Origin of the sequence: Methanolobus tindarius DSM 2278, assembly GCF_000504205.1 — an archaeon.
Taxonomy (GTDB): domain Archaea; phylum Halobacteriota; class Methanosarcinia; order Methanosarcinales; family Methanosarcinaceae; genus Methanolobus; species Methanolobus tindarius.
Window position 1 is genome coordinate 2,469,929 of record NZ_AZAJ01000001.1, and the last position, 14,409, is coordinate 2,484,337.

At 40.8% G+C, this 14,409-nt stretch carries 13 protein-coding genes; 4 read left to right on the top strand and 9 right to left on the bottom strand.

Going from position 1 to position 14,409, the window contains the following annotated elements:
• Positions 1-33: 33 nt before the first annotated feature.
• From METTI_RS11890 to METTI_RS11915, 7 genes are all read right to left on the bottom strand, one after another.
• Positions 34-219 carry an MM0924 family protein gene (locus tag METTI_RS11890; protein WP_023846069.1) on the bottom strand — a complete coding sequence of 62 codons (186 nt, stop codon included), beginning with the start codon at positions 217-219 and terminating at the stop codon, positions 34-36.
• A 103-nt stretch (positions 220-322) separates the two neighbouring features.
• On the bottom strand, positions 323-3,154 hold the full coding sequence (locus METTI_RS11895) for a DEAD/DEAH box helicase (RefSeq protein ID WP_023846070.1): 2,832 nt from the start codon (positions 3,152-3,154) through the stop codon (positions 323-325).
• Entirely contained in the window at positions 3,151-4,020 is an 870-nt protein-coding gene (locus METTI_RS11900; RefSeq protein ID WP_023846071.1) for a metallophosphoesterase, read from the bottom strand. Before METTI_RS11900 ends, METTI_RS11895 begins: the two co-directional genes overlap by 4 nt.
• Before the next feature lie 34 nt (positions 4,021-4,054).
• On the bottom strand, positions 4,055-4,471 hold the full coding sequence (locus tag METTI_RS11905; protein WP_023846072.1) for a hypothetical protein: 417 nt from the start codon (positions 4,469-4,471) through the stop codon (positions 4,055-4,057).
• Between the two features lie 112 nt (positions 4,472-4,583).
• Positions 4,584-4,742: a hypothetical protein gene (locus METTI_RS15870; RefSeq protein WP_023846073.1), complete on the bottom strand. Its 159-nt coding sequence runs from the start codon at positions 4,740-4,742 to the stop codon at positions 4,584-4,586.
• Positions 4,743-4,752: 10 nt separating this feature from the next.
• The gene (locus METTI_RS11910) at positions 4,753-6,687 is read right to left on the bottom strand and encodes a hydantoinase/oxoprolinase N-terminal domain-containing protein (protein ID WP_023846074.1); all 1,935 of its coding nucleotides are present in this window, start codon (positions 6,685-6,687) and stop codon (positions 4,753-4,755) included.
• An 11-nt stretch (positions 6,688-6,698) separates the two neighbouring features.
• Complete coding sequence (locus METTI_RS11915) at positions 6,699-7,439, bottom strand: hypothetical protein (protein WP_023846075.1); 741 nt, start codon at positions 7,437-7,439, stop codon at positions 6,699-6,701.
• A 236-nt stretch (positions 7,440-7,675) separates the two neighbouring features.
• Here METTI_RS11915 and METTI_RS11920 point away from each other — a divergent pair, with 236 nt between their 5' ends.
• The gene (locus METTI_RS11920) at positions 7,676-8,488 is read left to right on the top strand and encodes a winged helix-turn-helix domain-containing protein (protein WP_023846076.1); all 813 of its coding nucleotides are present in this window, start codon (positions 7,676-7,678) and stop codon (positions 8,486-8,488) included.
• A 300-nt stretch (positions 8,489-8,788) separates the two neighbouring features.
• Positions 8,789-9,490 (top strand): helix-turn-helix transcriptional regulator, encoded by a 702-nt coding sequence (locus tag METTI_RS11925; RefSeq protein WP_245596123.1) that lies wholly within the window; start codon positions 8,789-8,791, stop codon positions 9,488-9,490.
• 19 nt (positions 9,491-9,509) lie between these two features.
• Here the strand turns inward: METTI_RS11925 and METTI_RS11930 are convergent, their stop codons facing one another.
• Together METTI_RS11930 and METTI_RS15275 are read right to left on the bottom strand one after the other, a co-directional pair.
• On the bottom strand, positions 9,510-10,937 hold the full coding sequence (locus tag METTI_RS11930; protein WP_023846078.1) for an RNA-binding domain-containing protein: 1,428 nt from the start codon (positions 10,935-10,937) through the stop codon (positions 9,510-9,512).
• Between the two features lie 189 nt (positions 10,938-11,126).
• Complete coding sequence (locus tag METTI_RS15275) at positions 11,127-12,557, bottom strand: S-layer protein domain-containing protein (protein ID WP_052324337.1); 1,431 nt, start codon at positions 12,555-12,557, stop codon at positions 11,127-11,129.
• Between the two features lie 155 nt (positions 12,558-12,712).
• On the opposite strand from METTI_RS15275, the gene METTI_RS11945 reads away from it, so the two are divergent.
• Positions 12,713-13,666, top strand: coding sequence for a deoxyhypusine synthase (locus METTI_RS11945; protein ID WP_023846080.1), 954 nt, complete (start codon positions 12,713-12,715; stop codon positions 13,664-13,666).
• Positions 13,667-13,685: 19 nt separating this feature from the next.
• Positions 13,686-14,339, top strand: a complete 654-nt coding sequence (pyrF, locus tag METTI_RS11950) for an orotidine-5'-phosphate decarboxylase (protein WP_023846081.1) — start codon at positions 13,686-13,688, stop codon at positions 14,337-14,339.
• Positions 14,340-14,409: the final 70 nt, after the last annotated feature.

Genomic DNA, 14,409 nt, shown 5'->3' on the forward strand with positions numbered 1-14,409 from the left:
GCTAATAAAACTGCCATTCAGAATTAAATCTGCTTATTTCTTCTCATCGCTCCATATGGCAATTATCTTATCAATAGCAATATGTGTGTATTTGTTTTCATCCTTGATGGTCAGTACACCATCTGCGCATGCTTCAACAACTCCGTAAAACCTGTCAGGACCACCACAGTAAATGTCGATCTTCTTTTGTAAATAGTGCTCTACGATAAAAGATTGCATTATATTCCTCCCGGCTTAAGATCATTAATCTTCAACCATATTAAATTTGTACTGTATTTATATTAAGATTGTCTATACTAGCTACCTTACACGTAAAAGCAATTCAGCTCCAGAACCTCTTGTTTTTAGCATAATTCCTTTCGGCAACCAGTATATCGCGATAGAATGCTTCCTCATCATGCCTCATTTTCTGTATAATACGGGTTGCCATCTCAGGACCAACACCTCTACTTGCAAGTGCTATAACTGCCATCTTTCCATGGGTCATAACGATATTCGCATTCCTGTGAACCCTGCGTATACGTTTAATATCCTCTTTTGCAGTTACCTTATCCTGCTTTCTCACAAGTTTGATTTCCTCATCTTCCCATGGCTTGAGTGCTGCCACCATCCCGGAATCACAAACAGGACATATAATCTCATCAGGTACATTTTTCACCTGCCTTCTTGATGTCCATTTCTTACAATGAACGCAGAAAAGGATCACTCTGTCATTCATAATACGTTCCTTCAAAGCCATAACAATGGACCTGTCAGCTTTTTCAGGAGCCACAAGATCACGTTTCATGGCGAATCCCGAACTGCCTATTGGTGTTGACCTGCTTACCACAAGCCGGATCTCGTCTTCAGCCATTCTCGTAAGTATTTCCGTGACCCTTTTGACATCCAGCATATCATGGAATATTTCCCTGATAACTTCATCATACATTGCAGTATCACGATAAATTTCAAGTAACTTCTTCATGCTTATCCTGTCATAATCAATATCCTTGCTCAAAGCACCGAATTTTCTGGCAACATGTACCATTTTCCACTTCATCAGCGAAGTGTTCTTCAGGGTCATCTCTATAATAGGTTCAATATGTTCCGGCTGAATATCCTGCAACAGAGTCTCTATTTCCTTAGCTCTTATCCTGTGTGGCAATGTCATTTTTATCCTGTAAGGATCTATTTCCTGAGCCACACTGCTTCCATATCTTGCTGCAAGAAGTGATGTCAGCACTTTTGCAAGTGTTTCGTTGGCATTGTGTCCAATGCATGTGTTTATCAGCACTGCATCGCCGTCATTCTCAATAACAAACAAATTTTTGTCTGGAAGCGGATATCCTCCTTCAACATGTTCCCTGAGTATTGAAAGCATCTCTGTAAGGCTTTCTGGATCAATCGGATACAAAGCAGCCAGCTCAGAGGCAATTTCATTGTCTTCCTTTTCTTCAATAATCATACCTGCAATAACAGAGCGTATGTTTGCAACTTCCTGTGCAACCTCAAAAGGAACAGGAATTTCTTCCCCGGTCCAGCTTGGTATTTCTCCCATGCCTCTCACAGGTTCTACTTTTATCCGGTTGCGGTCACTGATCATCTCAATGACACGCCACATGTCACCTTTTGTAATGAAAACAGCACCAGGTGTAGCAAAGTTAATAACGAAAGCTTCGTCCAGCACTCCAACAGGCCTGCCGGTGACAATATCAAATATCTCATACTTTTTCTCATCCGGAATCATGGAGAGATTATCGTAATAATATTGCCAGCTCTTTCTTCTACGGCTGATATTGTCAGATCCTTCCTCCTGCCAGACCATACGGTAATCTTTGATCTGGGCTATTACTTTCCTGAGAACTTCAATTCGAAGATTCCTGAAAGGATATGCTCGCTTCAGAATACTGTATATTTTCTCAATTCCGATATCTCCGAAATCAAGAACAATTCCTGCAAGCTGATTTGCCACAACATCAAGTGAATTCATGTGAGGAGAAATGGATTCAACCTTTCCTTCAGTCGCAAGTTTGCAAATTGCCATGCTCTCAGCCACATCATCGGCATCCATGGCAATGATAGTACCTCTGGATACCTCATGTATCCTGTGTCCTGCACGTCCGACACGTTGCAGGAGTCTTGAAACCTGTCTCGGAGAACCATACTGTACAACATGGTCCACGTTACCAATATCAATTCCAAGCTCCATTGATGAAGTGCAAATAAGTCCCTGAAGGTCTCCGTTTTTGAATGATTCTTCTGCCTCGATACGAGAGTCTACGGACAGTGAACCGTGATGGACTCCAATTGGCAGTTCCAGCATATTGAATCCGGCAGCAAGTGCTTCGGCGCTCTGTCTGGTATTTACAAATACAAGTGTGGATACATTTTCCAGTACAATGTCCCTTACGCATCGTATATGTGCTGCAAAATTAACATCGCATGCAAGTTTCTTTGAGAGTGTGATGTCATCATCCGTAACCTGTGGGCAAACTACACTAAAATCAAGAAGTTTAAGCAGGGATACGGAAATAATAGAAACCTCTCTTTGTGAACCAGCAAGGAACTTTGCCACTTCTTCAGGATTACCAACAGTGGCTGAAAGCCCGATTCTCTGGAACTCTCCGGAAAGTTCCACAAGTCTTTCAAGGCCAACTGAAAGTTGAGTTCCTCTTTTTGAAGATGCCATTTCATGTATCTCATCCACGACAACATGAGTAACGTATGACAGGTTTTTCCTAAGGCGTGAGCCGGTGAACATTGCCTGCAAAGTCTCAGGTGTTGTAATCAAAAAATCAGGCGGTTTGCGTGACTGTTTTTGTCTCTCATACTGGGAAGTATCACCATGCCTGACCTGCACATCAATACCAAGTTCCTTTCCCCACCATTGTATTCGGGAAAGCATATCGCGGTTAAGTGCCCTCAAGGGTGTGATATAAAGTGCTGATATTCCGACTCTCTGCTCCTGGGTTTTAGCAAGAATTGCATGGAATATGGGAAGAACTGCAGATTCTGTCTTTCCTGAACCTGTGGGAGCAATCAGGAATGTGTGATCTCCATTTAGAATATATGGAAATACTCTCTCCTGTGGTTCGGTTGGAGCCTTAAATCCCTGTTTTTCCAGAGCACCCTGAATTCTCGGATCAAATGAATCGAAGATGTTACCAAAACTCATTTTCTGCTCCTTTTCTGTTCTCCTTTCTTTCCAGCTTTACGTTTCATTCTTGGCCGAACCTTACTTTCCTCGAGCTTTCTTATGTTTTTTAGTTTTCCAAGTTGAGTCCCATCAAGCAGATATGCCTGTGCATTATCGATGTCAACACCTCGTGATGAAAATAATGGTCCAAGAAGATCGTCATGTAGTGATTCATTAAAAGCAACACCTCCACAAAGTTCATTGAATGAAGGTACAATTATCATCTCAGGGTCGTTCCAGTTATCACTATCATTTTCAAGTTCAACACTGCTGAAATGTTCCTGAAGTACAGGGAGATTCAGACGAGTTCTTATCCAGCTTTGTTCTACCATGGCATATCCAAGTGAATCGGTAAGGCGGATAGTTGGGTGATTGTGTGCGGTAATAATGTACTGTGCTTTTAGCATTTCAGGGTCAGGCCATGTATGCCCGTGAAAATAACCCACATTTTCAATAATAGCTCCCCTTGCAGGATGTACTGTTATGTTCTCCCTTTCCGGCAGCAAGTACTCGATGCCTCCATCGTGATTTCCGGGGAATATTTCCACATCTGCATGGTCAGACAGGACCGAAAGGAAATGCGGAATCTCATTTCTCTCCTGCCATGAAATTTGTGGAACATTATGTTTCACATCCCCAAGCAAAATTATTCTGTCAGGAGAAACCTGACTGATGTAACCCAGAATTCTTTCAAGACCGTATTTCATTCGGCTTGGGATTGAAAATCCGCTTCTGTAAAGATCCCATTCGATTCCAAGGTGGATATCGGCAACTACAAGTGACTTTGTTTCGCTGCTTACCACAAGTGCAGGTTCATCAATAATAGGATCTATCTGGATGGTCATTTTTCCGGGTTTTAAAATCTCAAACTAGATGTTATCACTGGATATTGTCCTTTTGATTCATGCGGTCGATTTTCTCTGACATATCAAAGACAACTTTTTTCAGTTCATCAATGTCATCCTCAAGGTCGAGGATCTTATTGTACATGGGACTTCTGTCGTCTTTTATCGCCTGCTCCTGAGAAAAGCGCTGTTTACTGGGGAACACATACACATAGGTTAGCCACATGCCTATAAACGCCACAACAAAAAGTGCTGCAAGGAACAGCAGGTAGTGAGGAAAGAGAACCCTCATGAAGCTGTCACCTGAACTGTAATACTGCAACCTTGTGATCATCAGGAAGTTGAGCAGGGAAAAAAGAAACATAGTTTCTCCTACTATTATCAGCAGTCCTCCAATTCTTGTTGACATTTTCCGCTGCTTTGGAATTATCTTTTCAAATATGGCACTCATTAAAGATAATATGACATTTATCTATTATTATATTATGCAGCCTGTGAGTTGCTGATGGAATTATTGTTTTGACGTTTTTTGATATTCAATTTTCACTATTTTTATACTGATTTCAAGGTTCGATTCCAAGGATATTCAGGAGCTCAAGAGCTTCGGTTTTTCTGCGGAGAGTGCCGGATTTAGCCATGTAATGTATGGTTTCCTTGTTTTCTTCATAGAGAATCCGGAGCTGCTCCCGATACTCATCGGAGAACTCGTCATCTTTCTTCATATTATCACCTTCATTCCTTCAAGACCATCAATGGATTTCCCACACCCATCACAGTGATGGTAGTCTGGAGGGGGGCATGGGTCCAGTCCGGCGGTGAAGCAGTTCTGGTTGTGACATTAATTTCGGTTTCCCGGCGGCTGACTCCGCATCTTTCGACATAGTCAAGAACTATATCCCTGCCAACCTCGATGGCACATTCGATTGCTTCAGAATATGTTATTACTCCATGTCTTCCCAGGGGTGAGAATACATAGAAATTCCTGTCAAGTTCGTCCGGGGACTGGGCCCGTATAAGCATTTCAACTTTCTTAACACCTTTTCCTACAAGTGCGCCGATAGCGTTACCAACCTCGGCATGTTCCGGGACAATTACTTCGCCACCTATTATGGATGTGAAATCTTCAGTATAACTTTTAACAGGGCCACCAAGTAGTACCGTTGGTACTCCCATTCTGTATCCTGCCGGATATTCACCGCTTACTCCATCCATGATTACTTCTTTCGGGTGATGTGGATAAACAAAGGACATCAGTCCGTAACCCATATTCTGTGCAAGCATTCTTCTTACGAGTGAGCAGAATTCGAATTTACCCATCTGACTGAATTTGGACAGATAGAATGCTCCAATGTCAGATGCATGTGAATTCCACTGGTTGTAGACTTTCAGTACATGAAGTGCATCGGTTGGTGTGAATCCGATTGCCTGGACCAGTCTTTTCTGTATAAGCGAATCCAGCATCTTGTTTGAAGGTGGTACATTGGAAGTATCTGAAAGATCGTTAATGGATACAGGTTCATAATTAATGTAAGTCAGAAGCTCGGCTTCCTGTTCGGAAAGTCCTCTTGCAGGATAGTCAGTCCTGACAAAGAATGTTGTTGGCTGATAATGCCTGTCCATCATCTGGCGAGAAAGTATCCTGTTTCTTTTCAGGCTCCTGATGAAATCCGGGTATTTTTCGGCAGCAACACAAAGCGGGATAACCCTTCTTGGACCAATATTTACCTTCTTGTCCTTTACCCAGATGTGACTGTCACCGCCGTTGGCAAAGGTCTCCATTTTCATCGCCCTTACTCTTGTTTTCCAGCCACCTACAACGGAACCCGATTCACTTATCTCTGGCAGTCCTTCTTTTAGCATTGCAACATCGGTGCTTGTACCGCCAACATCAATTACGGCACAAGTATCTTCTTTTGCGAGATAGGATGCACCAAGAAGACTTGCAGCAGGTCCTGAGAATATGGTTTCTACTGGCTTTTCCAGTGCATCTTCTATGTTGTATACTGAGCCATCTCCCTTGAGCATAAGAATTCTTGCGTGGATTCCTCTTTTTTGAAGGTCCATGGCAACGGAATTGACAAATTTGTATGTTATGGGAATTAATTGTGCATTCAGCACTGCAGTCACACTTCTCTCATAAGCTCCAAGAGCCTGCGTCAGTTCGTGACCGCAGACAACCGGGAGTCCGGTTTCGCGCTTGAGGAATTCCTTGACACGTAACTCATGTTCGGGATTACGTGTGCTGAAAATAGCTGATACTGCGTAGGCTGATACATTGTCCATTGTGCTGCGGGCAAAATGTGTGAGTCTTGAAAGGTCAAGCTCATATTCCTCAGTGCCCCTGGGGTCGTGCCCACCTTCGATTTCTATCATATTTTCTGTAGGATATGGTTCTTCATGTGGGTGTTCTCCTACAACTACAAGTCCTACCGGTGTTCCTGTTCCTTCAAGAAGTGAGTTCGTTGAGAGTGTTGTTGATACTGAAACAAGGTTTACCTGTTTGAGATATTCAGGGTCAAGATGGTCAAGTACATTTTTGATTCCATGTTCCAGTTCAGGATATGTTGTGAATGATTTGTGGGAATCAACTATTTTCCCGTCACTTCCTCTCAGTATAACAGCATCGGTGTATGTTCCTCCTGCATCTATTCCAAGTCCGTAGTGCATTTTTGACCTCCTCACTCTGCCCTGTCAATGAACCACTGTTCGTGGATGATTTTAAGTGCCAGTGCTTCTGCATCTGTACTCAGCTTGAAAACATTCTGCATGGGTGGAAGTCTGGAATAAAGGTCTTCGGAGAAGATCATACGCTTTTTCCATCTGGCTTTTCTCACATGCTTTATGCCGGGGGCGATATTTTTGAACTCGTATTCTCCTTTTATTTTTCCCACTGCAAAGGAGCCGCGTTCTTTCAGAGGCATAATTACCATGTCTCCAATCTCAACTTCATTCATAAATCTCAGCACATCATCATACCAGTTCATGAGCCTGGAACTTTCGATGGTCATTAGACGGTCGACTATTATCTTTTTGAAGTGTTCCTGACGCTCGAATTCATCGAAGTCTTTCATGAGCTCGTCAAGGTTCTTCATCCTGGTTGTAAAATCTACAACCTTTTTGTTGAGACGAACTATCTTCTGGAAGCCTTCTTTAGAATCAAGACCTTTTCCGAGTTTTTTGAATTCGCGCCCCAGATCTCCCCGGAAATCCCTGTCGAATTCCTGATAGATCTCTTTGAGAGCTTCTTCTTTTTTGTGTTCCCGGAATGACATACTGAATTCCTGTAATTCGCCACCGAGTTCTTCCATTAGATGAATGTCTATGTCAAATGTGGCATAGCCTTCGTCTATACATGTTCTGCTTTTGTCCCCTGAAGGGTCCACACTCATATACCATATTGTTTTGCCTTTTATGCTCATGGTGGTATCCCCCATTTCAGGCTTCCTGACCTGTCATCCCCACGGACCATTTGTCAGGCATTTTTATGTGTCGTCTGAAACTGATGCCTTTTTCTTTCTAATTTTGAATTGGTCAGGTATTGATATATACTTTAGCGTCATTGGAATACACAAAGATTTAGTTTTGTACATCTGACTAACTATTAAATACATTATTACACAGTGACTACACGTTGACATCAAAGAAGTGAAGAAACATGATGCATCCACAGCAAACATGTAACATAAATCCTAAAAAACTGGATCAGATCGAGGAAAGTATTCGTAAATTACAGGCAGATATGCAGTTGTTTCAGGAGCAGAGCAACCAGAGATGTTATGAGCTTCTCTCTTCTGAGATAAGGAATAATTTCTCCCGGACCATGATTGGCAATATCCAGGAACGCATCGACCAGGACATTGAAAGCAATATTGCCTCCTGTTGTGATATGCGTGATTTCTGTAAAGGTGCTTTCACCGAGTTTTTGAACGAGACCGTGCAGCTCATAGATAAAGAACGGGTTGAGAAAGAAACCATCGATGAATACTGGAATAAGCTAGGAGAGATCCGCAAACTCGTACACTTTGAAGACTGCGACCTTTGTTTTAAGGAAGTTTCCCGCATCTTCCAGAAACAAATAGATGTCCTGTCATCACTCAGGATATATGATAAAGAAGGCACTTTCGTGGAAAACCTGCCAGATGTCAGCATGGAGGAAGTTGTCGATGATATCTGTGAACCCTTTGCAAACAAACAGCGTCTTACAATAATGAAAGCTTTAGTTCTTGATTCAAGAAGCTTCACTGACCTTTCAAAGCTAACCGGTCTGCGAGGCGGAAATCTCCTGTTCCATCTGCAAAAACTTGTAGACAAAGGAATGATCCTCCAGAGAAACGAAAGGGGAGATTACATTATCACCTCAAAGGGTCATTCTGTGTTCAAGGGAATTATGAATATCTATAGTTCTGTTAGTGAGAAAAGGAATGAATGTGGGGTTGTGGCAGATGAGAGCGTTGAGGATGCGGTTTGAGATATGCAACAACTAATCCTAAAAGTGCCAGGCTGTTTAGTTTGAAGATTAATGTTAGGAAAATTGGATATCTGGCATATATATACATACTTTTTATAATTTCATATTATGCAAACAGGCGGAAGTACTATTCACTGATTTATTTAAATAAAATTGATACATAAGTGTGCATCAAATAAGATTATGCTTAATACTTTTTCATGGGATGTGAATTAACTGAAAAAACGTTTACTTGATGTAGCATTTGCTTCTGAAAAGAGAATGAATGTATTATTATCTCTACAGGACGGGGCAAAAGAAATGGCTACTCTTCTGGAATTAATAAACACGAACAGGAATTCATTGCTTCCTCAAATGAAGATTCTGGAAGCGCATTATCTTATTAAGCACTACAATGACACTTATGAGTTAACAACCATTGGAAAACTTGTTGTTGACAATATGATCCCTTTACTGGATAAAACCGATATTATAGATCTTGATATTGATTACTGGGGAAGCCGGAATCTTGATTTCATCCCATCTAACTTGCTAGATAAAATAGGTCAGCTTAAAGATTATGAAATAATAAATCCCCCTATCACAGAGTTATTTTCGATGCATAAATCTTTCAATGTTGATTATAATGTATCTTCGCATGTCTATGTGGTTACTACTATCCTTTACCCTGATTTCGATTCGATAATCGCAGAGCTTCTTGTGAATAATGTCAATTTCCATTACATTGTTTCGCAAGAGTTACTCAACAAGCTAAAAACAGAATATCAAAAAGAGTTTGCAGGTTTTATTAACAACAAATTTTTCCACATGTATGTTTACACTAAAGAGATGAAATTCATATATTTCACATTTGACAGTGTCCATTCTGTAATAAGTGCGTTTAATAAAAAAGGCGATTTCGATTACAAATTCATGTTGTGCAAAGGCCAGAGCGCAGTTGACTGGACAAAAGAACTTTATGATTGTATTCTTGAAGATTCAAGAGTAGTGGATGAGATTTAATTGGTTTTGTTCTTAAATATCACTTATCAATAACTTCCCAGTGGCCGCCCTTATCCGGGCCCACCCGCTTAAGCATTTCTTCACCCTGAAGCTTCTGAATGTTACGCTCTATGGAACGTGGAGTAACTCCTATTATTTCGGAAAGCTCGGCAATTGTGACATGCTGATTCTTCTGAACTTCATGTAATATTTTCTCCGACGTTTTCTCCGACGTTTTCTCCGACGTTTTCTCCGACGTTTTCTCCGACACTTTTTCAGGAATGACATCTTTTTCCAGTGGGAAAGTGATCTTATAATGATCTATATCGCTTGCAACCTCAGGTTCAATCTCATAATACGACTTCCAGCCGCTAAACATTTTGTCAAAGCCTGAGCCTGCGTTTTCGGAGAGTTTGATGACCCTGAATATTTTAGCGATAATAGGGTTTCTTGGCATCGTGAAATCTTCTTTTATGATGGATTCGATATCTTTTGGAAGGCTGCCGGGATTTAAGAATTCTATTCTGTCGAGAAAAACTCTTATCCGTGGTTTCATTGGGCTGAAATAATCGCAGTGCATCAGCAGATTCACAAGAGCTTCACGAATAGCAACAAGCTGGGGCTGGTTGTCAGTGGCAAAGCCATCAGCTCTTAAAGTGAAAGGCAGGTCTATCTTTTTGATAAGGCGTTCAAAAATGCTGAAATAGAACCGGAAAAGATTCTCTTCCTCAGAAAGCCTGTAATTATATCGGGTCGGTGCATCGGAATAAGACGTACCCATGATCTCAAGATAATCAATTCTGAAATCTGTAAGCATGCGATTGATATTGTCTTCATTTCCAAAGACCAGTAAACCGCCGATAGTTACTTTTCCATCGACTACGACCTGTAACTTCTCCAGCAATTGTTCCGTTGATAGTTTGTTATATCTGTGCTCAGGGTTTACATTCTCAAGATAAGTCTTGTAATCAGAGATCGTCCTCTCATCCAGGTCATCAATGGTAAACTCAGTAAGTTCCTTATCCTTCAAACCGAAGGAAGAATCTCTATACATAGCATCGATCTCAGCATCTGTTGCTCTCTGGTCTCCGCTGCCGGTTCGTATGAACGTATTTTTCCTCGAATTGAAATAGACTGGCTTCTGCCCGGAAGCAGGAACATAAAAAGCAAGCACGATTTTTCCATCAAAATCATACTTTATACTTCTTACCCTGATTTTCTGGTTGAACTTGTCCCCACGAAGAGTGGTGGTAAAATCCTGCTCGATCTTTTCGGCGTCTGTAACACCTGTAATCTCAAAAGTCTTCTTCGTTTGCTTTACTCCAAAAACAAGCCAACCACCATTAGTATTGGAAAATGCACTCACCGTTTCAAAACTGCTCTTAGGAATAGAGGACTTCGCCTCTTTTACTTCAAAATCTTCCCACTCAAGCTCTTCCAGCCGGTCGAACAGTTCTGTTTTATCCATGTTTGAGTTTCCTCTATTTCTCTTGTTGTAATTTCCTGGTTTCACTTTTTTGGTGTTCGCATTGCAGATACCCTAGTTAGCAAATTTTGTATATACAGTTGTAAAATGTTAAAATAGAACTTCTTGAATTAGGGTTGTGAAGTTTATATTATTTTTTTAAAATTCTTCTTGGAATGAGCAATTTAGAGATTAGGCATACTCTCTTATCACTTTGAATTCAAGATTATCTGAGTCAGCAACTTTTAATTTCATGCCTTCTGCAATTTCTTGTATTGAATTTTTTCTTAAAAGTATTGGGTCTTCATTCACCATAATCATTGAACTATCGGCAATACGGTCAACTATCAAAACATCAAATTTGTCACCGATTTCAAGCTCAATGATGTTTTCGTAATCAATTAGCCAGATGCCTTCGACTACAACAAGGCTGTCTATCTGACCCTGAAACACATTAGTTACATTCACTCTAAAAACTTCAACGTTACTCTCATCTGCAATATTGACATTATGTATCCATGTTCCATCTGTTTTCTCATCGACAAGGATTACTTTATCTTCAATGAATTCACCATCTTTTGAGAATTCCATCCAAACCTTGTTACCTACTACATCAATCTGCTTTGCGGTAAGTTCATAGCCACCACCGAGTTCAAGTGTGGAACCAATTCTCAGGGTGTACTTGTCATCACTGTCAATAATTAGATTAGTCAACTTGTTTGGTGTATTATCCTTTAGTGATACATACACATCTCCAAATAATTCCATGACATTATAGGTGTCTTCCCATGCACCATATTTAAAATCAATCTGCTGGATTTGGGTTTCATATATAAGTCCATCTCTCTTAATATATCTATTATCGACAAAAGACCCACCATAAATCTTGAGTTTTTCCTGCGAAATGAACCCTGCAAAGTTAGTTGCGTTTATTTCAATAAACTTGCCATCATCTAAACCAATTATATTGTGAAGGTCTGCACCAGTGTATGTTATGTCGCCCTCGTAAACAGCACCTACTGCCGGTTTATTGGTAGATCTCACCCTTTCCGCCAAAGAGTTATTTGTTTTATTTTTCTTGAGGAAAGACAATGTTTTTTGTTTTGAAACGCTTTTATGAATTTCCTTAAAATTAGAAATATTGTTCTGATTTGCTAATTCAATGAACTGATTATCAGGAATATTTTTATTATTTTCAAACCATTCAAATTGTTTTTTTAACCTTTGAGATAATTTCTTCAACCCAGTACCTGTATTATCATATTCTATATATCTTGAATGTGCAATGTCAAAAGGAAGCGGAACATCACTTTTTTCTTTGATTAAAATAGTTCCTATTTTGCATGCGTGCCTAAGTCCTAATTCATAAAATACATTTGGATTTGGAAAAGTAATATCTGCAACTACATAATCAGAAGTCATTAATCTTTTTAGAATATCATTTGTAATAACTCCTGGTATATCAACATCGTCTGCACGTGTTACGTCCAAATCAGGTTTCGCTCTTAAAATAGCTTCCTTTATGAGGTCATCATATTTACTTCGAAGACTTTCAGCAGAAATCATTTCATCTCCGATTTTTTGATTTCCGATTGGCATTATCACAAAACAAGTTTTAACCATAATCTGAACACTACCCCTATATAATCTAAGAAAAGACCATAATCAATTAAAAATATTTCTAATTTTTTGAGGTTTGTACTTAACTTTATTCCTCTCATAATAACCTTAAAGAACAACTTCCTCGTTAACTCTGCTTATATTAAAGAGGCTTTCAAATGGAACATTGTCATTCACATGGAGAAAAACTGAAAAATCCTATCAGACAGGCGAAGATCACAGAGAATATGGGCGTTGATGAACTGGTACATGCAATCGATGGGTGTGCTTTTGGTGCAGGAAAACTTGCAGACGCCGTTGACATCTACACTGAGATGCTTGCAAACGGGTCAACCAGTTTCTTCGGGCTTGCCGGTGCCATGGTTCCGGCAGGAATGCGTCAGATAGTTACCGATCTAATATACGATGGCTACATCGATGTGCTGGTCACAACCGGTGCAAACATGGTTCACGAAATCGTGGAATCCATGGGGCTGCACCACTACAAAGGCTGCGCCGAATGTGACGACATCGAACTTAAACACGATGAGATAAACAGGATATACGATGTCTACCTTCCTGAACCTTATTTTGTAGACTTCGAGGAAAAACTCAAAGCCATACTCTCAGATGTTGGAACTGACACCATATCCATCAGGGAATTCATGACACACCTTGGAAATAACATAGAGGACAGGGACTCAATCTTAAAAGCAGCAGCAGACATGAACGTACCGGTCTACTGTCCTGCAATCCAGGACTCAATGATCGGACTTCAGGCATGGCTCTACAAACAGAGCAACCCGCTCAACGTTGATGCCTTTGCAGACATGAAAGAGATAATCGATATCTGCTACGAGGCAAAAGACCCTGGAGCAGTTCTTATCGGCGGCGGAGTTCCAAAGAACTACATCTTCCAGTCTATGCTCATAACACACCAGGAATTCGAATACGCAATCCAGCTTACAATGGACACTCCAGAAACAGGAGGTCTTAGTGGTGCAACACTTGATGAAGCACGTTCATGGGGTAAGGTCAGCGAAACAGCACGCTCAGTAACAGTCCACTCTGATGCCACCATCACACTTCCGATAATGGTTGCAGCAGCAAGGAGCAGACTTGCAAAAATGTAAATTTCAGGGAGAAAATCACATGGAAAGAAAGACAGGACTCATACTTGCACTTGATGTCACAGACAGGCTTGAGGCAGTGGAAATATCTGAAAAGGTTGCGGGCTATGTTGATGCAATCAAAATCGGCTATCCACTCGTACTTTCAACCGGAATGGATATGATAAGCCAGCTTTCAAAATTCGCTCCTATAATCGCTGACTTTAAGGTAGCAGACATCCCTAATACAAACCGCCTGATATGTGAACAGGTTTTCAAGGCAGGAGCAGATGCAGTTATCGTCCAGGGATTTACCGGACATGACAGTCTTGAAGCTGCTGTAAAACTTGCAAAGGAAGAGAACAAGGACATTTATGTGGTCACTGAAATGAGCCATCCGGGTGCACTTGATTTCATGCAGCAGGTCGGAGAAGGAATCGCAAAGATGGCAGCAGATGCAAAAGCATCAGGTGTAGTTGCTCCGGCAACACGTCCTGAAAGGGTTGCAGAGATAAGAAAGATAATCGGAAACGATCTTTCAATAATCTCACCAGGTGTAGGTGCACAGGGTGGTTCAGCTTCAGATGTCATTAAAGCAGGAGCTGACTGGGTAATAGTTGGCAGAGCAATCTACCAGGCCGAAGATCCTGCAATGGCTGCAAAAAAGTTAGTTGATGAGATGAAAGAGTTCATCTGAACTTCTTTTTTCATATTAAAATAGTATACTAATAATATAGTGTGCCGATGATGATAAATCACATCTGATT